Genomic DNA, 21,350 nt, shown 5'->3' on the forward strand with positions numbered 1-21,350 from the left:
AGAGAAAGGAGAAGGAAAAGACTTTATCTCAACATATCAACAGGCCGGGGGCAGAAACAATACAAATTATCAATGCAAGAGGTATTTGGAATTTACCACTGTAATCGGTCATCTACGACGGTTTGCGTACCATATTACAAGGTTGTCTCATCGCCAGCAGTTCATGATCTCGGGGGTTGTGAGGTTTACCGCTGCGTTGTTTTTGCTGTTAGAATTCATACAGTCATTAGAAACATATAAAATTAATTGCTGACGTAATCTTTACGTTGTCCTAGAAACAGCCCGTCGCTATTTTCAGGATAATGATTCTGTCTGGTTGAAGGACCTCATTCAGCTTTTTTATCCTCATTTTTACTGCGAAACCAAGAAATTTATGCTGCCAAATGCCTCTTCCCGCTCCAAACGCCGCACAAGATTGTGGCTTGTCATTGCTGTGATCATTGCGGCTATTTTGGTCTGGTATTTTGCCTTCCATCACAGTGCTTCAACCACTGCTGTGAAAAATGGCGGGCCAGGACGTGGCGGAATGCGCGGGGGAATGCACGGTGCTGCGATGAAGGGCGGCCCAACGCCGGTGCAGGCGGGGAAAGCCGAGCAGGCCGATGTGCCGGTCTTTCTACGGGCATTGGGCACCGTTGTGGCCAATGCGACGGTGACGGTCACCAGCCGGGTTGACGGGCAACTGATGAAAGTCTATTTCACCGAAGGCCAGAAAGTGGAGCAAGGCCAGTTGCTGGCGCAGATTGATCCACGCAGTTATCAGGCGACGCTGGAGCAGTATCAGGGCGATTTAGCGCAGAACCAGGCGCTGGCCAAAAGCGCTGAGTTGACGTTGGCCCGTTATAAAAAACTCTACGCACAGGACTCTCTGGCGCGTCAGGATCTGGAAAGCCAGATGGCGACTGCCGGCCAATACGCCGGTGCAGTGAAAGCCGATCAGGCACAGATTGCTGCGGCAAAACTGAATCTGGAGTTTGCCAAAATCACCGCACCGGTCAGCGGGCATGTCGGTCTGCGTCTGGTCGATCCGGGCAATATGGTGAGCAGCAGTTCGACGACCGGAATCGTCACTATTACCCAAACTCAGCCGATTGCCGTCACGTTCAGCGTGCCGCAAAGCAACGTGCAAACTTTGCTTAAAGCACTGCGCGGCGGCCAGCAGTTGCCGACGACAGCCTTTGATCAAAATGGTAGCAACGTGCTTGGGCAAGGCAAACTTCAATTCATCAGTAATGAAATCGACACCAGTACCGGCAGCATTAAGCTGAAAGCGCTGTTTGAGAACCAAGATGAAAAGCTCTATCCGAACCAGTTTGTGAATGTCCGTTTACAGGTGGGGACGCTGGAGAAGACCACCGTGATCCCGGCGGCGGCCTTACAGCTGAGTGCCGCGGGAGATTTTGTCTATGTAGTGAAGGCCGATAACACGATCGAGCGACGCCAGGTGAAATCCGGCCCATCCTTCGGCGATGACAAAGTTGCGGTGCTGTCTGGAATTATACCGGGCGAACAGGTGGTCACCACGGGTATTGACAGCCTGAACAACGGCAGCAAAGTACAGGTTGTTACCGCCAGCGCTGCGGGTGACGCTACAGCGCCGAAACAACCCGCCGCCATTAGCCCAGACAACGCCAGTACCGGTAAAGACAGCGGGCCGAAATGAATCCATCACGCCTCTTTATACAAAGGCCGGTCGCCACCATTTTGCTGATGGTGGCCGTGCTGCTGTCGGGCATTTTTGCCTACAATATGCTCTCTACCTCGGCGCTGCCGCAGGTCGATTACCCAACTATCCAGGTGACCACGCTCTATCCAGGTGCCAGCCCGGATGTGATGGCATCCGGTATTACTGCACCGCTTGAGCGTCAGTTGGGGCAGATGGCTGGCCTAAGTCAGATGTATTCTACCAGCGCCAGCGGTTCGTCGATCATCACGCTGAAATTCTCGCTGGATCTCTCGCTAGACGTCGCCGAACAGGAAGTGCAGGCGGCCATTAATGCCGCTGACAACCTCCTGCCTAAAGATCTTCCCAATCCACCGACCTACAAAAAGGTCAATCCGGCCGACAGCGCGGTGCTGACACTGGCCGTGACTTCTGAATCACTGCCGCTGACCAAAGTGCAGGATTTAGTGAATACCCGCGTGGCGCTGAAGCTGTCGCAAATATCCGGCGTCGGTATGGTGACGCTGGCGGGTGGCAATCAGCCCGCCATTCGTGTGCAGGTCAATCCGCGCGCGTTGGCGGCGCACAACCTCACGCTGGAAGATATCAACACGCTGATTGGCAACAGCAACGTCAACGGCTCCAAAGGCGGCTTTGATGGCAAATACCATTCGGTCACCATCGATGCCAACGATCAACTGCGTACCGCTGCTGAGTATGGCAATCTGATTATCACTTATCAGAATGGTGCGGCGCTGCGTCTGCGCGACATCGCCACACTCTCCGAAGCGCCAGAAAATCAGTACCTGTCGGCGTGGGCCAACAAAAAACCGGCGATCATCATTAGCGTACAGCGCCAGCCAGGTGCCAACGTGATTGCGGTGGTGGATGCGATTAAACAGCAGTTACCGACATTGCAGGAATCGCTGCCGGACTCAGTCAACGTCACGATTTTGTCAGACCGTACTCAGACCATCCGTGCCTCCATCAGCGATGTAAAGTTTGAGTTGATGCTGTCAATTGCGCTGGTCGTCATGGTCACCTTCCTTTTCTTGCGCAACGTCGCGGCCACGCTCATTCCGAGCGTCGCGGTGCCACTTTCGCTGGTGGGGACATTCGGCGTGATGTACCTGTGCGGGTTCAGCCTGAACAACCTGTCGCTGATGGCGCTGACCATTGCCACCGGCTTTGTTATCGATGACGCTATCGTGGTCGTGGAGAACATTACGCGACGGCTGGAAGAGGGCGAAACGCCGATGCAGGCAGCGCTTAAAGGCTCTGCGCAGATCGGCTTTACCATCATTTCCCTGACTTTCTCTCTGATTGCCGTATTGATCCCGCTGCTGTTTATGGGCGACGTGGTGGGGCGGTTATTTCGTGAATTTGCGATTACGTTGGCGGTGTCGATTCTGGTGTCGATGGTGGTGTCGCTAACCCTGACGCCGATGCTGTGCGCCTATTTACTCCGTCATATTCCCGAAGAAAAACAGAGTCGTTTTTACCGCAAAGGCGGGCAACTATTCGACAAACTGATTGCCGGCTACGACCGTATGCTGATCGTGGTCCTCAACCATCAGCGTCTGACCTTGCTGGTGGCCGCCGCTACGCTGGTGTTCACCGCATTGCTGTATGTGATTGTGCCGAAAGGCTTCTTCCCATCACAGGATACAGGGATGATTCAGGGGATCACGCAGGCGTCGCAGGATGTCTCTTTCGGTGAGATGGGCCGCCGCCAGCAGTTGCTGACTGCCGCCATTTTGCAAGATCCGGCGGTCGACAGCGTATCTTCGACCATTGGTGTGGACGGTAACAACACGAGTCTGAACAGCGGGCGTCTGCAAATTAACCTTAAGTCTTTTGCTCAGCGGGGCGAACGCGCTCCCGCGATCATTGCGCGTCTTAAGCAAGAAACGGCTTCGGTGCCAGGCATTAGGTTGTATATGCTGTCCTCACAGGATCTCACGGTCGATGACCAGGTTACGCCAAGCCAGTACCAGTTTACGCTCGACGATGCCGACAGCGAAAATCTGGTCACCTGGACGCCGAAACTGATTGAGAAACTGAGTCAGCAGCCGGAGTTCAGTGACGTGGTCAGCAACCTGCAAAATCAGGGGCAGGTGGCCTACGTTGAACTGGACCGCGATGCCGCTTCGCGTTTTGGTATTACGGCTTCTGATGTCGATACCGCGCTCTATAACGCTTTCGGTCAGCGACTGGTTTCAACCATCTTTACTCAGTCAAACCAATACCGGGTTGTACTCGAAGTCGCGCCGCAGTTCCAGCAGTCACCGGCCTCGTTTGAGGATATCTATCTGGCGACCAGCAACACTGACGCGTCATCGTCATCGACATCGGATGCAAACAGCACCTCGACCACTAGCGCGTCAGGCTCAACCACCAGCAGTTCCGCCAGCGGGACATCCACCCATACTACGGCGGGCATGATCAAACTGACGTCGATCGCCAAAATACATATGCGCACGGGTGCCCTGTTGCAGGCACGTCTCAATCAGTTCCCGGCAGTGACCGTCTCCTTCAATCTGAAAGAGGGCTACTCGCTGGAACAAGCGCAGGAAGCCATCAAGCAGAGCGTGGCGGATCTTTCCCTGCCGGACAGCATTACTCTGCGCTATCAGGGCGCGGCATCATCCTTTGAAAGCGCCACCAGTAATACGCTGTGGCTCATTCTGGCTGCCTTGCTGACCATGTACGTGGTGCTCGGTATTCTGTATGAAAGCTTTATTCATCCGGTGACAATCCTTTCGACGCTGCCGTCGGCGGCAGTGGGTGCGCTGCTCTCCTTGCTGTTTGCCAATACCGAATTCAGTCTGATTGCGCTGATCGGCGTGATCCTGTTGATCGGCATCGTCAAGAAAAATGCCATCATGATGATCGACTTTGCGCTCGAGGCGGAAAACAAACAGGGCATGTCGCCGCGGGAGGCGATCCACCAGGCATGCTTACTGCGTTTTCGACCGATTCTGATGACCACCATGGCGGCGCTACTCGGCGCGCTGCCGCTCATGCTGGCCAGCGGATCCGGCGCGGAACTGCGTCAGCCGCTGGGGTTGGTGATTGTTGGTGGCTTGATCCTCAGTCAGTTGCTGACGCTGTTCTCTACGCCGGTTATTTACCTGATGTTTGACCGCCTGGCGACCCGCTGGAATCCGCGTCTAAAAAGAAAACGGGCTCTTCAGGCTGAAAAAAAACAAGCCAGTCAGCCGCCTACTGGTAATCAATAGATGAATATCTCGCGCTTTTTCATCTTCCGCCCGGTAGCGACACTGTTGCTGACGGGGGCGATTGTCCTGCTGGGTCTGCTCGGTTATCGCCTGCTGCCGGTTGCACCGCTGCCGCAGTTGGATCTGCCGGTGATCATGGTCAGCGCCAGCCTGCCTGGTGCCAGCCCGGAAACCATGGCCGCCACCGTGGCGACGCCGCTCGAACGTGCTTTGGGGCAGATTGCCGGTGTCAGCGAAATGACGTCCAACAGTTCGCAAGGCAGTACCTCCGTGGTGTTGCAGTTTGATCTAGACCGTGAAATCAACGGTGCAGCACGCGACGTGCAGGCGGCGATTAATGCCTCGCGGGCTTTGTTGCCAAGTAGCATGCCGTCATTGCCGACCTACCGTAAAGCCAACCCGTCGGACGCGCCGATCATCATGCTGTCGCTGACTTCGTCCACACGTAGCAAAGGCGAACTGTACGATATCGCCTCCAGCCAGCTGCAACAGAAAATTGCGCAGGTCAACGGCGTCGGCCAGGTATCACTGGTCGGCTCTGCGTTGCCCGGTGTACGTATCGATCTGCGTCCGGAGGCCATCAGCCAGTATGGCATTTCGCTCGACACCATTCGCTCCGCCATTGCTAACAGCACCACCAATTTGCCGAAGGGCGTTTTACAAGGCTCGAGTCAATCCTGGATGATTGAGGGTAACGGCCAACAAAGCACGGCGGCTCAGTATAAAACGCTGATTGTCACTTACATTAATGGCGCAGCAATTCGCCTGAGCGACATCGCGAATGTGTATGATTCAGTGGAAGATAAGTACAACGTTGGCTACTACAACGACACCCCGTCGGTGATGATTGGTGTCACCCGTCAGGCGGGCGCTAACATGCTGGAGACCATTCGGGCCATCAAAACCGCGCTGCCACAAATGGAAGAGAGCCTGCCGGGCGACGTGACGCTACACATCGCACTGGATCGTTCGGGTACGATTTCCGGTTCCTTGCGCGCCACCGAAGTGACATTGCTTGAAGCTACGGTGCTGGTGATCGCCGTGGTGTTTGTCTTTCTGCGCAATTTACAGGCGGTGATCATTCCGGCGCTGGCATTGCCGGTGTCACTCATCGGCACCTGCTCGGTGATGTACCTGCTGGGATACAGCCTGGATAACCTGTCGCTGATGGCACTGATTATCGCCACTGGCTTTGTGGTCGATGATGCCATTGTGGTGCTGGAAAATATCACCCGCCATATTGAAGAGGGATTGGGGCCGGTGCGGGCTGCCATCAAAGGCGCGCAAGAAGTCAGCTTTACCGTGCTGTCGATGACCCTCTCGCTGGTTGCCGTATTCATTCCGCTGCTGCTGATGGGCGGGATCTTGGGGCGCTTGTTCCGCGAGTTTGCCGTGACACTCACCGTATCGCTGCTCATCTCGATGCTGGTGTCGCTGAGCCTCACACCGATGCTCTGTGCGCGTTTTCTAAGCCGTAAACCGGCCGTGGAAAAACGTCAGCCGCGCATTTACCGCATTATCGAACGGGCACTTAACCGCTTGCTGGCGAGCTATGCTGCTGCGCTTGGCTGGGTGATGCGGCACCAACTGATCACTTTGTTTGGCCTGCTGTTGACCATCATGCTCAACGTCTACCTTTATACCGTGGTGGAGAAAGGCTTTTTCCCCAATCAGGACACCGGCATGCTGATGGGTATGATGCGCGCGGATCAGAACACCTCATTTCAGTCTATTCAGCCAAAAGTGCTGGAATACAGCAAAATTATTCAGGCCGATCCGGCCGTTGAGGCCGTGATGAGTTCAGCGGGGAGCGGCGGGTTTGGTTCGCGTAATACCGCGACGTTCTTTGTGCGGCTGAAGGACTACAAACAGCGTAGCGCCAACGCCAATGAAGTGGCCAATCGGTTGATGGCAAAAACCAGTAAGCTGGCGGGGGCGCAACTGTTTTTGATGGCCGCGCAGGATTTACGCGTTGGCGCACGCAGCGCCAACGCACAATACCAGTACAGCTTGCAGGCAGATGATCTGTCGCTACTGCGTGAGTGGGCGCCGAAAGTGAAAGCTGCACTGGAGAAACTGCCACAGCTGACCGGCGTAGACACCGATTCACAAACCGGTGGTCAGGAAGTGATGCTGACGATTGACCGCGACAAGGCGTCGCGTCTTGGGGTCAATATCAAGATGGTCGACACGCTGCTCAACAACGCGTTCAGCCAGCGGCAAATTGCCACTATCTACAAAACGCTCAATCAGTACCACGTGGTGATGAATCTGACAGACGACTACACCAGCAATCCTGACGTGCTCAATCAGCTGTATGTCATCACCGATGCGGGTGATCAGATACCGCTCTCGGCTTTCACCCAGTTTAGCGGCGCCAACGCACCACTGTCTGTGTCGCATCAGGATCAATCGGCCACCACCACGCTGGCCTTTAATCTGGCCGACGGTGTGGCGCTTGGCGACGCACAGGGTTTGATTAAAACCGCGATGGCGAAAATTGGTCTGCCTGACACTATTCAAGCCGGATTTGCCGGTACCGCGAAGGCGTTTGACTCATCGGCCAGCATGATGCCTTGGCTGATCCTCGCGGCGTTGGCGGCGGTGTATATCGTGCTTGGCGTATTATACGAAAGCTACATTCATCCACTGACGATCCTCTCAACGCTGCCTTCTGCGGGCTTGGGGGCATTGCTACTGATGCTGCTGACCAACACGCAGTTGACGGTGATCGCTTTGATCGGGATTTTGTTGTTGATCGGTATTGTGAAGAAGAATGCGATCATGATGATCGACTTCGCGCTCGATGCCGAACGCCGCCTTGGACTATCACCACAGCAGGCGATCACGCAGGCCTGCCTGATGCGCTTCCGCCCGATCCTGATGACTACGTTGGCGGCATTCTTTGGCGCTTTACCGTTGGCTCTCGGCAGCGGCGGCGACGCTGACCTGCGTAGCCCGCTGGGACTGGCCATTGCCGGTGGTTTGGCGCTGAGTCAGATATTGACCCTGTTCACCACGCCAGTGGTCTATCTCTATATGGATCGCTCGAGCCGTGCGACGCGCCGTTTCTGGCATCGTCTGCGTCCTCATGCGGCATCACCACAGGCCGATTCGCATGATTAATTCTTTTATGACTCATCCTTTGAAAAGCGAAAAGATTCTGATGACATCCGCTAACACCCGTTCCGTTCTATTCCGCCTTGCACCTTTGGCGTTGGTGTTGCTGGTCAGCGCCTGCACCGTTGGCCCGGATTATCAGCGGCCATCTGCTCCGCTTTCGCTGGAATTTAAAGAGGCCAAAGGCTGGATGGCGGCGGTGCCGCAGGACAATCACACAAAGGGCGATTGGTGGGCGGTATATAAAGACCCTGAGCTGTCGTCTTTGTTGAGTCAGGTGCAGATTTCCAACCAAAACGTCGCACAATATGCAGCACAGTATCGGCAGGCGCAGGCGTTGGTGACAGAGGCGCGATCCGGACTGTATCCCTCCGTTGATGCCAGCGTGGGCAGCACCCGCAGCGGCACCTATTCGTCGATCACCAAGCAGCAATCGGCGAAGCTCAGCGCCAGTTGGGAGCTGGATTTGTGGGGCAAATTGCGCCGCACGGTTGAAGAGGACCGGGCCAGTGCACAGGCCAGCAAGGCCGATCTGGCGAACGCCACGCTCAGTGCACAGTCCGAGCTGGCACAGGATTATTTCCAGTTGCGTGTGATGGACCAACAAATCGCGCTGTATAACCGCAGTATCGCGGCCTATGAGCGTTATCAAACCATTATTCAGAATCAATATACCGGCGGCAATACGTCGCGGGCCACGCTGGCACAGGCGCAAACCCAACTGGAAAGCGCACGCGCTTCAGCGTTGCAGGTGCAGTGGCAGCGTGCACAGATGGAGCACGCCATTGCCGTGTTGATGGGGAAACCGCCTGCGCAGTTCACCCTGACGGCACGCGAAATGACCTTCACTTTGCCGTCGATCCCGCCGGGACTCCCGTCGCAACTGTTGCAACGTCGCCCGGACATCGCGTCGGCCGAACGTTCGATGGCGTCGGCTAACGCTGCCATCGGTGTGGCCACTGCTGCCTATTATCCGGATCTGACGCTCAGTGCCAGCGGCGGTTTCACCAGTAATGCTTTCCATAGTCTGTTCTCTCTACCGAACCGCGCCTGGTCGCTGGGGCCGGAACTGAGCCAGACCGTGCTGGATTTCGGCGCGACGCGTAGCAAAGTGACTCAGGCCGAAGCCGCCTATGACGCGCAGGTCGCGGCGTATCGCCAGAGTGTGTTGGGTGCCTTGCAGGAAGTGGAGGATTATCTGGTGGAGTTGCATACTCTTGACGCGCAAACACTGGCGCAACAACGCGCCGCTGATGCCGCCAAAGAGTCAGCCCGCGTGACCTACAACCAGTATCAGGCGGGGATGATCGATTATCTCGACGTTGCCAGCACCGAAAACACCAGCCTTTCCCAGCAGCAAAATGTGCTATCACTGCTTAGCACCCAGATGGTTACCAGCGTTAAGTTGATTGCCGCACTTGGCGGCGGATGGAATGGGGACGTCGGGGAATGATGAGAAGAAGATCTTGCGAAGCAAGATCTTCTCGGTTCATAGGGCTGCAATGCAGCCTTAAAAATGAAAGTAGAAATGATTAATCAAGAGTTGTTGATAGTTCCACAAGGTCAAAATATTCGTACGCTCTCAATTCATCATTTGATCTTTTCTTTGAGACCCAAGATATACTTAAAAAATTATGTAAATTCTTTTCATTATTGATTCCACCGGCGTAGTAATCATATTCCTTATAGAAAGTTCATTTCAAAAAGTTAGAATGATGTTATTGAAAAATAATGAGTTACTTGAAAATTTTCTCGAGCGTTTCGAGAGCATTAACGCCCAAGAGTCGCGCAATGTGGGCGAATTCAACCACATCTAATCTCCGCTCACCATTTTCAAACTTCGCTACAAATGATTGATGTTTTCCCAGCATCTCAGCGAGTTGTATCTGCGTCATTCCTTTAGCTTGTCTGGCTTTTTTCAACAGGCCAATGACTTCCTGATAATCACGATCATAGATTGATGCCATCAAAAATACTCGTCATAAAAAATCCCAAAAACGAATATCTTCTCTTTACTGTAATATCCCAAAACAGGATAATTGATTGCGTTAAACTCTCTCTTATCATTTGCATGAAAAGGACATCATCATGAAAACCAAATCTCTACGTACCGACTGGCATCAGGCCGACATCATTGCTTCACTGCGTAACGTGGTACTACGCTGGCGGCGGTTTCGCGCGCAGCGGGGCTGAGTTCTTCGACATTAGCTAATGCGTTGTCCCGCTCATGGCCGAAAGGGGAGAAGATTATTGCCGAAGCGCTGGATGTGAACCCAGCCATGAATACCCATCAAACTGTGATCTCTTTCATATTCCTGACCTATATGTCTATACAACTATACATTCAGTGACTTTACTCAATGAATGGCGTTTTTTTCGCCAATTGACTAAGGGGATAGGGATGATGAAATTAGGCAGCAAAATCCACGACTTGGGTAAAGCGCTGATGACGCCGATTTCGGTGATCGCGGCGGCGGGGATTTTCCTCGGATTGGCAGCGGCGTTACAAAACCCGGCAGTAACCGGTGAATCTTTTGCACAAATAAAATCCCTGCAACTCATTATCGGTTTTATCCGCCAGGTTTCTGGTGCGCTGTTTGCCAACTTACCGCTGTTTTTCGCGGTAGCTACGGCGATGGGGCTGGCCAATGCAGAGAAAGCGACGGCCGCTTTTGCCGCCGTGATTGGCTTTGTTGGTCTGCATGTGGGGGTGAATTATAGTCTGTTGGTGCAGAACATCACGCCAGAGACCATCACCATTGCCAAACTTACCGCCAAAGGCATGACAGAAAGTGATGCGATGATTTACGCGGCGGAGTTCACCAAAACGCTGGGGATTTTCACTTATAACATGAGCGTGCTGGGCGGGGTTTTGGTGGGGTTAATCACCATGTGGCTGCATAACCGCTTCTATACCATTGTACTGCCGACGGCTATCGCCTTTTTCGGTGGACGGCGTTTGGTGCCGATTGTGACGATATTGGTGCTGCCGATTGTTGGGGTCCTGATGTCACTGATCTGGCCGACGGTTGCGCAGGGAATACAATGGATCGGTGAGTTGATTGGCCGCACCGGCGAGATGGGCACTTTTATTTATGCGACGTCTGAACGGTTGCTGATCCCGACCGGTTTACATCACATCATTAATGAAACCGTGCGCTTTACGCCGATTGGCGGTGTCACCACGGTCGATAATCAGACCATTGTGGGTGCCCTAAATATTTTTAACGCTTCCCTGTCCGATCCCGGCGCGATAAGCGATTCGGTGACTCAGCAGGCCACCCGTTTTCTGGCGCAGGGCAAAATCCCGGTGATGATGTTTGGGCTGCCAGCCGCTGCGCTGGCGATGTATCACTGTGCCCGGCCTGAGCATAAAGGGCGGGTAAAAGCGCTGATGCTGGCGGGGGCGTTAGCCTCTTTCACCACCGGTATTACCGAACCGCTGGAGTTCTGTTTCATCTTTGTCTCGCCGTTACTGTATGTCATGCATGCCGTGCTGACCGGTCTTTCATTTGTGCTAATGCAGATGCTGCATGTGATGATTGGGAATGTTCAAGGTGGGGCGATTGACTTCCTGATCTTCGGGGTACTGGGTGGAGCGAAAACGCACTGGTGGTATTCGTTGTTCCTTGGGATCATTTATGCGCCACTCTATTACTTCAGTTTCCGCTGGGTGATCCTGCGTATGCAGATAAAAACGCCGGGCCGTGAGGATGAAAACGATGCCGATGAGCGCGCCGCACCTGCGCAGGGTAACGAGAAGACTAAAAATATTATTGTCGGTCTGGGTGGGGAAGGGAATATTTCACAAGTCGACTGCTGCTTTACCCGTTTACGGGTGAAGGTTAAAGATATGGCACAGGTTCAGGATGATACTTTATTAAAAACGGGAGCGATGGGGGTGAAACGGGTGACGGAAAATGATGTGCATGTGATTTACGGTCCACAGGTTGAACAGGTGGCTAACCTGGTCAAAGCCCAACTTTCAGGTATTGCTTAATACTTCTGTCTACAGCCAAAGCTGGCCAACAGGTCAGCTTTGGCCTTTGTTTTTGACGACGGCACGGATACTGAAATTGTAGTGCTGTTGGTTGTAATAGACATCAGAGACTTCAAACAGCGTACCGTCAGTGAATTCAGCCACGGCGCGTGAGTGCAGTACCGGCTCATCACGCGATAGATTCAGCACCAAACGAATTTGATTCGAAGGCAATTCGGCCGATATCTGCTTATTACTCCCCAGCGGGTCATAACCTTTCGAACGCAGATAAGCGTATTTCGACGTGGTCAGCGCCTGGCGGGTCATATCCGGGAACAGATCTGCCAGCAGCCAGCACTGTTCGTAAACAAAAGGTTCCTGGCCGAGCAAACGTAACCTAACCATAAAATGCAGTGCGGTACCCACTGGCACATTGAGCGCGGTGGCAATATCGATGTCTGCAGCGATTTGTTTGAACTCTAACACCCGGTTTTCTATGGGCTGGTTGATTTCGATGGCCAGTTCACTGGCGGTGAGATGGCGGTCGAGGGGAAGATTCACTTTGCTGATTTTGCTTTTTTTGACCACAAAAGTCCCCCGGCCACGAAAACGCGCCACTTGCCCCTGACGTACCAGGTAGTCCACCGCTTTACGCGCTGTCATACGAGAAACACCATAAATTTCGCACAGCGCGGCTTCGGTGGGAATAGCATCTCCGGGTTGGAAATCACCCGCATTAATCTTTTCAGTAAGCTGTTGTTCTATCTGTAAATAAAGTGGAACGAACGAGGTTTTGTCGATTTTCATCAGGCCTCCGATTATCTGTGTAAATTGTATAGCCAGGTATACAATTGAACAAATTTAAAGCGAGGATCTGTGCGCTGGGATGGGTTTTAGGACCGGGCCGGAAGTGAAAATAACCAAACCCCGACAGGGGTTTGGTTAGCGGTATTTACTCGGGCAGTAATGCGGAGGAGGAGAATTGGCTGCAGCCATCTTCCTGGCTTTTGAAGCGCCAGCAATGCTGATGATATTTTGCCACGCTGTTACGGTGCGCGACGCTGATCACTGAGGTTTCAGGCAATTCGCTGACCAGCAGACTGTACATACGTTGCTCGGTTTCGTCATCCAGTGCGCTGGTGGCTTCATCGAGGAATAAAATAGCCGGCTGGATCAGCAATGCTCGTGCGAACGAGAGACGTTGCTGTTCTCCCGGCGACAGGCGTTGGCTCCAGTTGGCGTAATCATCCAGTACACTTTGCAGGTGTGGCAGGCAGCACTGCTCAAGCACGTTGTTAAGCTGGTCATCCGTGTAGTCGCGACTGGAATCTGGATAACTCAGCGCTTCGCGCAGTGTGCCAATGGGGATGTAACTACGCTGTGGCAGGAAAAGATGACTTTTACCGGCGGCAAGATGAATGCGGCCAGTGCCGTAAGGCCATATTCCGGCAATGGCGCGCAGCAGCGTAGATTTACCGCAGCCGGAAGGACCGGCAATCAGCACGCGTTCACCGGCCTTAAGGTTGGCGGAAACGTTGCAAAATAGCGGGCTGCCATTGGGGAGTTTTAGCGTAAGATCATCGAGTTGCAGATCGACCTTCTCTGACTCAATCACGCTGATACCACGGGGTTGGCCGTTAACCTGATCGATGGCGGCATTGAAACCAGCCAGACGGTTGACGCAAGCTTTCCAACTCGCGAGATCGGTAAATGCATTGATAAACCAGGAGAGCGAACCCTGTACCTGGCCGAAAGCCGAGGCAATCTGCATCAGTGCGCCCATCTGAATCGCGCCGGAGAAATAGCGCGGTGAGGCCACCAGAATAGGGAATATATTAGCAAACTGGGCGTAGAAGGTTGACGCTACGTTGAGGTTACGCGTGACCTTCATAATTGACCACCAGTTGGTCTTTATTGAATCAAACTTGCCCGACAACTGCTCACGTTCGCTTTTCTCTCCGTGATAAAGGGCAATCGCATCGCTGTTTTCTCGAACACGGATCAGACCAAAACGGAAGTTTGCTTCGAACCACTCTTGGTTAAATCCAAGGCGAACCAACGGTTTACCCACCCACCAAACGATGACTGAGCCGACAATGGCATACAGCAGCGCAAACCACAGCATATAGCCTGGAATGGTGATCTCATGCGAAAAGAGGGCAAAGGTCAGCGGCCCGCTGATTGACCACAGAATAAATACGAAAGAGAACAGTGTGACGACGCTGGATAACAGACCCAGCATCAGCGACAACGTACCACTGGTCAGCGCGTTAAGATCGTCGGAAATACGCTGGTCTGGGTTATCAACCTGATGCTGATACTCCGTATAATAATAGGCGTGATTACCCAGCCACTTGTCCATATACTCTTCGGTCATCCAACGGCGCCAGCTCATTTGCAGGCCCTGTGTCAGATAGACTTTATAGATGGCAATGACGATAAAGATCAGCGCCAGCCAGGTAAATTTAAACAACTGGGCTTTGAACACCGGATAGTTTCTGTTTTGCAGAGCATCGTAAAACACCCGGCTCCATTCATTGAATTGGACGCTGAGGTAGACGCTAGCCAGTGAAAGGATAATGATCATGGTCAACAGGCCCCATGCACGCCATTTTTCTTCGGAGAGCCAATAAGGCTTAATGAGTTGCCAGACGGCACGCCATGGTGCCGATTTCCCAGGTTTATTAGTCATAATTGCCGTGTTTCAAAGAGTTAAAGGGAGAATGAATCATCATCCCAGAATGAGCGAACCAGCGCGAGAGGGCAATCGCACACATGTAAGGATGTTTTTCCTGCGGTAAAGTTCAATTCCGCACTTAGAAAAGGGGTTTTGATGAAAGTCGCGTTGAGTTTACTGCTGATCGTCGGCGGGTCGGTCAGCTTTCAGGCATTGGCGAAGATCGATGAACCCGACATCAACGGCGACTGTGTGAAAGCCGGTATTTATGCTTCCGCCGGAAAAGTGGCTTATCAGCAGGGCGAGTACGACAAAGCACGAGAAGTCTTTCGCGATCAGGTGGCGTGGAGTGAATTCTGCCACAAGCCGCAGGACAGTATCGCTACTGCTTATAACAACATTGCGCTGACCTATATTCGTCAGGGGCAGTACCGCAAAGCGAAAGCCTGGTTGATGTTGGCGCCGGATAATAAGAAATCCCAATACAATCTCAGTCAGATCAAACCTAAGCTTGATGCCCTGCCAGCCGCCGCCAGCGCGGCGGGGGAGTATTGGCAATATGCCGGTTACGGTAGTTGGAATGAAGTCGACGTTCACGCGGAAGAGGCTCAGTTCAGGATTGATTTCAGCGGAATGTATATGGGACTGATGTCACTCTACTACGGCCCGAACACCGGTGAGTTCTCGGTGGTGACGACAATAAAAGAGGGGAAAGCCCTGTACCGCCAAGCCGATGACAAAAATGCCGGTGGCGGGCAATGCTTGGTCAGCATGGATTTCGTGGCCGAACAGGTTAATCTGCATACTACAGGTGAATGCGGTTTTGGCATGAACGTGCAGGCCGAAGGGCCTTTCGTTAGAGTGTCACCATAACTTTCTGATGTTTTCCCCTCTTCTCCTTAACCCTCCAGATTGTCGCGGAGGGTTAAGGTTGTCCATACAGCAATAGTAAGAATCGAAAGTTTATTGCGGCCACTTCATTTCGCCCTTCAATACTTTGGCGCTCATCAGCAGTGATGAATCATCCTTCAGTTCCGGGTAATGACCTTTCATCGCGGCAATGAGCGCGGAGGAGTCTTTGGTTTTTGGCAGCTCTTGTTCCAGCGTCAGCAAATAGTCTTTAGTGAATTTAACGGACACCAACGTGTGCGGTGCGCCCGGCAGGAAATGTCCTGGCACGACAGTAGAGGGTTTCAGTGCAGCAATCTGATCCAGCGCGGCAACCCATTGCTTGCGAGATTCCACCGTTTGGTTATCAGCCACCCACAGATGCATATTATTACCATCGACCAGCACGCCGCCGACAACGGCTTTCAGCGATGGGATCCACACGAAGGTACGATCAGCGACCTGGCCTTTCACTTCGAATTTCTTGCCTTCCAACTCAAAACTGTTGCCTTTAAGGGCTTGTGGAACAATCACAGTTTTCGGTGCATTGTCTTTTAACTGCGGGCCCCAGAAGGCCATTTTACCTTGTTTGGTGGCGTTGATTTCATCGATAGTCGCCTGAGTCGCAAGGATCTTAGCCCGCGGGAAAGCGGCGTGGATCACATCCAGACCGAAGTAGTAATCAGGATCTGATTGGCTGATATACACCGTGGTCAGGTTCTTGCCGCTGGCTTTAATCTTCTCAACCAGTTTTTCTGCGTCATTGCGCTGGAACTGTGCGTCGATTAACACCGCGTCTTTTTCTCCGGTGATGATTTCAGACGACACCGGGAAGATGCTGGCCTCACCCGGATTATAGACTTCCATTTTTAACGCAGCGGCATTGGCGGCCAGGCTGGTGCCGAGTAATAACGCGGCGGTCAGGGCTAAGGTGTTCAGGCGCATAAAATTTCCTCAGAGACGGTAACAAAGTAAAATAATAACGTTTGGTAAGCACATACTCTACGTTGCATAGTGCGGGAGAAAAACCGGATAATGCGCAACTGTTTGTTGCGTAAATCGGATCAATCTATGGACAGAATTACCGCTGCTGAAGTTTTTGTCGCCATTGTCGAACGCGGCAGTATGGTCAGTGCCGCTGAGTCGCTGAATATGTCACGGGCGATGGTGACGCGCTATTTATCTGAAATGGAAAAATGGTCAGGTGCACGTCTGCTGCACCGCTCGACCCGCAAATTGAGTCTCACGGATGCCGGTGAAAACACGCTGACACGCTGCCGTAAAATGTTGGCGGTGGCAGCGGAGATGGTCAGCGTCGGGGAAAGTCAGAACGACGCTTTGCACGGATTACTTCGCCTGAGTTGTTCGCAATCTTTCGGTCAGGGAGCGGTGGTGATCGCCGTGGCCGAGTTTTTGCGCCGTCATCCGCAAGTCAGCATCGATCTGCAACTGGAGAGCCGGGCGATCAATCTGGTGGAAGATCGCATCGATCTGGCGCTGCGCATCACCAACGATCTTGATCCCAACTTGATAGCCCGCCCGCTGGCGCAGTGTCCGTCAGTCGTGTGCGCGGCACCGGCCTATCTGGCAGCGCACGGCACGCCGCAACAACCTCAGGATTTAACATTGCACAACTGTCTGACGTACAGCTATTTCAGCAAAAGTCTGTGGCAGTTTGAGCGCGATGGCGAGAAAACGGCAATCCCCGTCAGTGGTAATCTCAGCGCCAATGAATCACTGGTGCTACTGACCGGCGCGGTGGAAGGTGCAGGCATTGTGATGCAACCTTATTACTCTGCTGCACCGCTGGTTGCCAGTGGACAATTGGTGACGCTGCTGTCGCAGTGGCAACCGCAAAAGATGGGCATTTATGCGATTTACGCTTCTCGTCGGCAAATGCCCGCTGCGCTGCGGGCGTTGCTGGACTTTTTGGTGGTGTGGTTTGCGGAGCACCCACAGCTGGTTATCACTGAGTACTGAAAAATAGTCTGGTTGATGCTGTCGGCGCTATTTTTTAAAACCGTTTACCCACATTTTCATAACCCTTAAACATCATTGAGTTAATCCAAATTACATGGCAATTTGTGCCATCGTCACTGGTCAAAAGTGTGATCTGCGTGGTATTTCTGTGCTGCTATGAAACATTCTTCTAACAATAATAGATAAACCACGGGGAATTTTATGCCTGTTTCACTTCTGGCACTGGCGTTAAGTGCGTTTGCCATCGGCACAACCGAATTTGTCATCATGGGGTTGTTGCCCAATGTGGCGAACGATTTACAGGTCAGTATTCCGCTGGCGGGCTGGCTTATCAGCGGATATGCGCTGGGCGTGGCAATCGGTGCGCCGATCATGGCGGTACTGACGGCGAAATTACCGCGCAAGAAAACCCTGCTGTTGCTGATGGTGATTTTCATATTCGGTAATCTGATGTGCGCCTTGTCTTACAGCTACGGTTTCCTGATGCTGGCGCGAGTGATCACTGCGCTGTGTCACGGTGCCTTTTTTGGCATTGGTGCCGTCGTGGCCGCCAATTTGGTGGCACCCAATCGCCGGGCTTCTGCCGTGGCGTTGATGTTCACCGGCCTGACGCTGGCGAACGTATTGGGTGTGCCACTCGGCACCGCACTCGGTCAGGCTCTGGGTTGGCGTTCGACCTTCTGGGCCGTCGCGCTTATCGGCGTCGCATCGCTGTTCGCGCTGTATAAAAATCTGCCGGATAAGAAAGAGGAAGAACCTACCGATTTACGCAAAGAGATGGGCGCGCTGCGCGGTCTTGGCCTCTGGCTATCGTTGTCGATCACGGTATTTTTCGCCGCAGCGATGTTTGCATTGTTCACCTATATTGCCCCGATGCTCACTGAAATTACCGGCATTTCCGAGCACGGCGTCAGTTTGACACTGTTGCTGATTGGTCTGGGTTTGACGATAGGGAATGTGGTCGGCGGGCGTTTGGCCGATTGGCGATTAGGGGCCACTCTGACGGTGATTTTTCTGCTGATCGTGGTGTTCTCTGCGCTGTTCCGCTGGACCAGCACGAATCTGCTGACCGCTGAAGTGACGCTGTTCTTCTGGGCGATGGTCAGTTTTGCTGCTGTGCCGGCGTTGCAGATTAACGTGGTGACTTACGGTAAAAACGCGCCGAATCTGGTTTCTACCCTTAACATTGCGGCGTTTAATGTGGGTAATGCGCTAGGTGCCTGGGTCGGTGGGGCAGTGATTGCTCGGGGTCTTGGTCTGACAGCCGTGCCGCTGGCCGCTGCCAGCCTTGGCCTGGTCGGCTTTTTGTTGTGTATTGTGACATTCCGCCGCGCGGCGAAGAAAACGGTTAAAGCCGTGGCCTGACCTTTACGGTGATAGCGTAGAGCCACGACTCATCGTGATATTGGATTGGAGCTCTCGCTGCTTATCGTCTATTTTTCGGATTCTATGACTGTTTCAGCGCATATTCCAGACGCTGCGCAAACCGCTGCGCCTGCTGATGGCAATGTTCGATGAACGTCGTCACCAGTGCCGATGCAGGCCGATGCAGCGGGCGAATCAGGCTGATGGTGAAGGGGACTGACAGGCTTAATGCTCGCACCACCATGCCGCTTTCGCCCCTCTCGACGTAATCCAGAGCAGTGAGCGGATTGACTATCGACACGCCGATGCCCTCGCGCACCATGCTGCACACCGACGCCGCACTGTGGGTTTCCATCACCAGACGACGGTTAACCTGATGCTCATTGAACAATGAATCGAACAACTGTCGGTAGCTGTCGGTGGCCGATAGGCTGATAAAATTGTGGCCAGAAAAATCCTCTGGTGTCAGACGATTTTTAGCTGCCAGCACATGCCCGGCGGGCAATACGCACACTTCATTCAGCGTCAGTAACGGTTGCCGCTCGGTACCGGCCGGCGTATGAGTATTTTCGGTCAGCCCGAGATCGTGGCGCTGCGCCGATAACCACTCTTCCAGCAGCGGCGATTCCTGCGGCACAATGTTAAAACTGACGTCCGGGTAACGGTCCAGAAAGGGCTTGCACACCGCAGGTAACAGAGACTGACTGAACACCGGCAAACAGACAATGGAGAGCTGTGCCTGTTCAAACTGGCGGATGCCTTCTGCCGCGCTGACGATGCGGTCCAGTCCGTAATAGGATCGCTGCACTTCCTCGAACAATCTCAGTCCTTGCACGGTCGGAAAGAGGCGTCCGCGCAGGCGCTCGAAGAGTTGTAAATTCAAAAGTTTTTCGCAGCGGGCTAATTCACGGCTTACCGTAGGCTGAGAGGTGTTGAGCAGCGCAGCGGCTTCGGTCAGATTGCCGGTGGTCATAACGGCGTGAAAAATCTCGATATGGCGCAGGGAAAGGGTGGGCATCAGGCTCTCCGCAGAGGATGCTTAGCGGGCAATATCCATATCATAAATGAATAGACTGGTGCAAAGAAGATATTTTCCCGCAGTGTGTGAATCGGCGATACTCAGGTTAACTTAATTTCTCGGATCTCAGGACTTCTTATGCCACGCGCCTTAAATGACACCTCCACCGCGCTGAATGCCGCCAATCTTCTGGCGCTGACACAGCAATACGGCTGCCCGGTCTGGGCCTATGACGCACAGATCATTAGCCAGCGTATTGCGCAGTTGCGCCAGTTTGATGTGATCCGTTTTGCGCAGAAGGCTTGCTCGAACATTCATATTTTGCGTCTGATGCGTGAACAGGGTGTCAAGGTGGATTCTGTGTCGCTCGGCGAGATTGAACGTGCGCTGCTGGCAGGCTTTAAACCGGGCCGTGACGCCAGCGAGATTGTCTTTACCGCTGATGTCCTGGATCAACCGACTCTCGACCGAGTGATAGAACTGGATATTCCGGTCAACGCCGGTTCCATTGACATGCTGGGGCAAATTGGCCGCCAGAAGGCGGGACATCCGGTGTGGTTGCGCGTCAATCCGGGCTTCGGTCATGGGCACAGTCAGAAGACCAATACCGGCGGTGAAAACAGCAAACACGGGATCTGGTATGCCGATTTGTCCGCCGCGCTGGCCGAGATAGCGCGTTATGACCTGAAACTGATTGGCATTCATATGCATATCGGCTCCGGCGTGGATTATGCGCATCTTGAACAGGTGTGCGATGCTATGGCGCGTCAGGTGATTGAAATGGGCCATGATATTGAGGCTATTTCAGCCGGTGGGGGGTTGTCTATTCCTTACCGTTTCGGCGAAGAAGCCATAGATACCGCGCATTATTATGGTTTATGGAACCGCGCGCGGGAACAGATTGCCGCGCATTTCGGTCATGACGTCCATCTGGAAATCGAACCAGGTCGTTTTCTGGTCGCCGAGGCGGGGGTGTTAGTGGCGCAGGTGCGGGCATCGAAAAATATGGGAAGCCGTCACTTCGTGTTGTGTGATGCCGGTTTTAACGATTTGATGCGCCCGGCGATGTACGGCAGTTACCACCATATTTCGCTGCTGCCTGCCGATGGCCGGGACCTCAGTGGACAACCGCTTATTGACTCAGTGATTGCCGGCCCGTTGTGTGAGTCCGGTGATGTGTTTACGCAGGAAGCGGGCGGCGGTATTGAGACGTTCCCGTTGCCTGAAGTCCATATCGGTGATTATCTGGTGTTCCACGATACCGGCGCGTATGGCGCATCGATGTCTTCAAACTACAACAGCCGCCCGTTACTGCCGGAAGTGCTGTTTGAAAAAGGCGAACCGCGTTTGATTCGCCGCCGTCAAACGATCGAAGAGTTACTGGCACTTGAACTGATTTAATCGGCAGGCATTCACGG

14 protein-coding genes and 1 pseudogene are annotated in these 21,350 nt (G+C 53.4%); 10 read left to right on the top strand and 5 right to left on the bottom strand.

Features of this window, described 5'->3' with window-relative positions:
• Positions 1 to 373: 373 nt before the first annotated feature.
• Genes IEV89_RS19745 through IEV89_RS19760 form a run of 4 tightly spaced genes read left to right on the top strand, consistent with a single transcriptional unit; the run spans position 374 to position 9,478 of the window.
• Positions 374 to 1,663, top strand: coding sequence for an MdtA/MuxA family multidrug efflux RND transporter periplasmic adaptor subunit (locus tag IEV89_RS19745; protein ID WP_188475227.1), 1,290 nt, complete (start codon positions 374 to 376; stop codon positions 1,661 to 1,663).
• Positions 1,660 to 4,905, top strand: coding sequence for an efflux RND transporter permease subunit (locus IEV89_RS19750; protein ID WP_188475228.1), 3,246 nt, complete (start codon positions 1,660 to 1,662; stop codon positions 4,903 to 4,905). Before IEV89_RS19745 ends, IEV89_RS19750 begins: the two co-directional genes overlap by 4 nt.
• Positions 4,906 to 8,031: an efflux RND transporter permease subunit gene (locus tag IEV89_RS19755; RefSeq protein ID WP_188475229.1), complete on the top strand. Its 3,126-nt coding sequence runs from the start codon at positions 4,906 to 4,908 to the stop codon at positions 8,029 to 8,031.
• 40 nt (positions 8,032 to 8,071) lie between these two features.
• Positions 8,072 to 9,478 (top strand): efflux transporter outer membrane subunit, encoded by a 1,407-nt coding sequence (locus IEV89_RS19760; protein ID WP_229746544.1) that lies wholly within the window; start codon positions 8,072 to 8,074, stop codon positions 9,476 to 9,478.
• Positions 9,479 to 9,761: 283 nt separating this feature from the next.
• Here the strand turns inward: IEV89_RS19760 and IEV89_RS19765 are convergent, their stop codons facing one another.
• Complete coding sequence (locus IEV89_RS19765) at positions 9,762 to 9,992, bottom strand: helix-turn-helix domain-containing protein (RefSeq protein WP_188475231.1); 231 nt, start codon at positions 9,990 to 9,992, stop codon at positions 9,762 to 9,764.
• A 121-nt stretch (positions 9,993 to 10,113) separates the two neighbouring features.
• Here IEV89_RS19765 and IEV89_RS19770 point away from each other — a divergent pair.
• Both IEV89_RS19770 and IEV89_RS19775 read left to right on the top strand, forming a co-directional pair.
• Positions 10,114 to 10,376, top strand: a pseudogene (locus IEV89_RS19770) (helix-turn-helix domain-containing protein).
• 50 nt (positions 10,377 to 10,426) lie between these two features.
• Entirely contained in the window at positions 10,427 to 12,025 is a 1,599-nt protein-coding gene (locus IEV89_RS19775) for a PTS transporter subunit EIIC (protein WP_188475232.1), read from the top strand.
• 33 nt (positions 12,026 to 12,058) lie between these two features.
• On the opposite strand, the gene IEV89_RS19780 is transcribed toward IEV89_RS19775, so the two are convergent.
• Positions 12,059 to 12,811: a GntR family transcriptional regulator gene (locus tag IEV89_RS19780; protein WP_188475233.1), complete on the bottom strand. Its 753-nt coding sequence runs from the start codon at positions 12,809 to 12,811 to the stop codon at positions 12,059 to 12,061.
• A 145-nt stretch (positions 12,812 to 12,956) separates the two neighbouring features.
• Positions 12,957 to 14,696 carry an ABC transporter ATP-binding protein/permease gene (locus tag IEV89_RS19785; RefSeq protein ID WP_188475234.1) on the bottom strand — a complete coding sequence of 580 codons (1,740 nt, stop codon included), beginning with the start codon at positions 14,694 to 14,696 and terminating at the stop codon, positions 12,957 to 12,959.
• A gap of 141 nt (positions 14,697 to 14,837) precedes the next feature.
• Here IEV89_RS19785 and IEV89_RS19790 point away from each other — a divergent pair, with 141 nt between their 5' ends.
• Positions 14,838 to 15,554 (top strand): tetratricopeptide repeat protein, encoded by a 717-nt coding sequence (locus IEV89_RS19790; protein WP_188475235.1) that lies wholly within the window; start codon positions 14,838 to 14,840, stop codon positions 15,552 to 15,554.
• Between the two features lie 90 nt (positions 15,555 to 15,644).
• Here the strand turns inward: IEV89_RS19790 and IEV89_RS19795 are convergent, their stop codons facing one another.
• Positions 15,645 to 16,514 carry an MBL fold metallo-hydrolase gene (locus IEV89_RS19795; protein ID WP_188475236.1) on the bottom strand — a complete coding sequence of 290 codons (870 nt, stop codon included), beginning with the start codon at positions 16,512 to 16,514 and terminating at the stop codon, positions 15,645 to 15,647.
• 126 nt (positions 16,515 to 16,640) lie between these two features.
• Between IEV89_RS19795 and IEV89_RS19800 the strand changes: the two genes are divergently transcribed.
• Positions 16,641 to 17,549 carry a LysR family transcriptional regulator gene (locus tag IEV89_RS19800; protein WP_188475237.1) on the top strand — a complete coding sequence of 303 codons (909 nt, stop codon included), beginning with the start codon at positions 16,641 to 16,643 and terminating at the stop codon, positions 17,547 to 17,549.
• Between the two features lie 201 nt (positions 17,550 to 17,750).
• Positions 17,751 to 18,914, top strand: a complete 1,164-nt coding sequence (locus tag IEV89_RS19805) for an MFS transporter (RefSeq protein WP_188475238.1) — start codon at positions 17,751 to 17,753, stop codon at positions 18,912 to 18,914.
• A gap of 82 nt (positions 18,915 to 18,996) precedes the next feature.
• Here IEV89_RS19805 and IEV89_RS19810 read toward each other — a convergent pair whose 3' ends face one another.
• The gene (locus tag IEV89_RS19810; RefSeq protein ID WP_188475239.1) at positions 18,997 to 19,932 is read right to left on the bottom strand and encodes a LysR family transcriptional regulator; all 936 of its coding nucleotides are present in this window, start codon (positions 19,930 to 19,932) and stop codon (positions 18,997 to 18,999) included.
• Between the two features lie 138 nt (positions 19,933 to 20,070).
• Between IEV89_RS19810 and lysA the strand changes: the two genes are divergently transcribed.
• A complete protein-coding gene (gene lysA, locus IEV89_RS19815; protein WP_188475240.1) occupies positions 20,071 to 21,333 on the top strand; it encodes a diaminopimelate decarboxylase in 1,263 nt (420 codons plus the stop codon).
• The last annotated feature ends 17 nt before the right edge of the window (positions 21,334 to 21,350 follow it).

The sequence above is a fragment of the Hafnia psychrotolerans genome (genome assembly GCF_014639435.1).
GTDB lineage: Bacteria > Pseudomonadota > Gammaproteobacteria > Enterobacterales > Enterobacteriaceae > Ewingella > Ewingella psychrotolerans.

Bases quoted from the DNA above. Each gene is read 5' to 3' on its own strand.
- IEV89_RS19775 (WP_188475232.1), top strand. From the start codon at position 10,427: ATGATGAAATTAGGCAGCAAAATCCACGACTTGGGTAAAGCGCTGATG.
- IEV89_RS19745 (WP_188475227.1), top strand. From the start codon at position 374: ATGCTGCCAAATGCCTCTTCCCGCTCCAAACGCCGCACAAGATTGTGG.
- IEV89_RS19755 (WP_188475229.1), top strand. From the start codon at position 4,906: ATGAATATCTCGCGCTTTTTCATCTTCCGCCCGGTAGCGACACTGTTG.
- IEV89_RS19795 (WP_188475236.1), bottom strand. From the start codon at position 16,514: ATGCGCCTGAACACCTTAGCCCTGACCGCCGCGTTATTACTCGGCACC.
- IEV89_RS19780 (WP_188475233.1), bottom strand. From the start codon at position 12,811: ATGAAAATCGACAAAACCTCGTTCGTTCCACTTTATTTACAGATAGAA.
- IEV89_RS19760 (WP_229746544.1), top strand. From the start codon at position 8,072: ATGACATCCGCTAACACCCGTTCCGTTCTATTCCGCCTTGCACCTTTG.
- IEV89_RS19790 (WP_188475235.1), top strand. From the start codon at position 14,838: ATGAAAGTCGCGTTGAGTTTACTGCTGATCGTCGGCGGGTCGGTCAGC.
- IEV89_RS19750 (WP_188475228.1), top strand. From the start codon at position 1,660: ATGAATCCATCACGCCTCTTTATACAAAGGCCGGTCGCCACCATTTTG.
- lysA (WP_188475240.1), top strand. From the start codon at position 20,071: ATGCCACGCGCCTTAAATGACACCTCCACCGCGCTGAATGCCGCCAAT.
- IEV89_RS19800 (WP_188475237.1), top strand. From the start codon at position 16,641: ATGGACAGAATTACCGCTGCTGAAGTTTTTGTCGCCATTGTCGAACGC.
- IEV89_RS19810 (WP_188475239.1), bottom strand. From the start codon at position 19,932: ATGCCCACCCTTTCCCTGCGCCATATCGAGATTTTTCACGCCGTTATG.
- IEV89_RS19785 (WP_188475234.1), bottom strand. From the start codon at position 14,696: ATGACTAATAAACCTGGGAAATCGGCACCATGGCGTGCCGTCTGGCAA.
- IEV89_RS19805 (WP_188475238.1), top strand. From the start codon at position 17,751: ATGCCTGTTTCACTTCTGGCACTGGCGTTAAGTGCGTTTGCCATCGGC.
- IEV89_RS19765 (WP_188475231.1), bottom strand. From the start codon at position 9,992: ATGGCATCAATCTATGATCGTGATTATCAGGAAGTCATTGGCCTGTTG.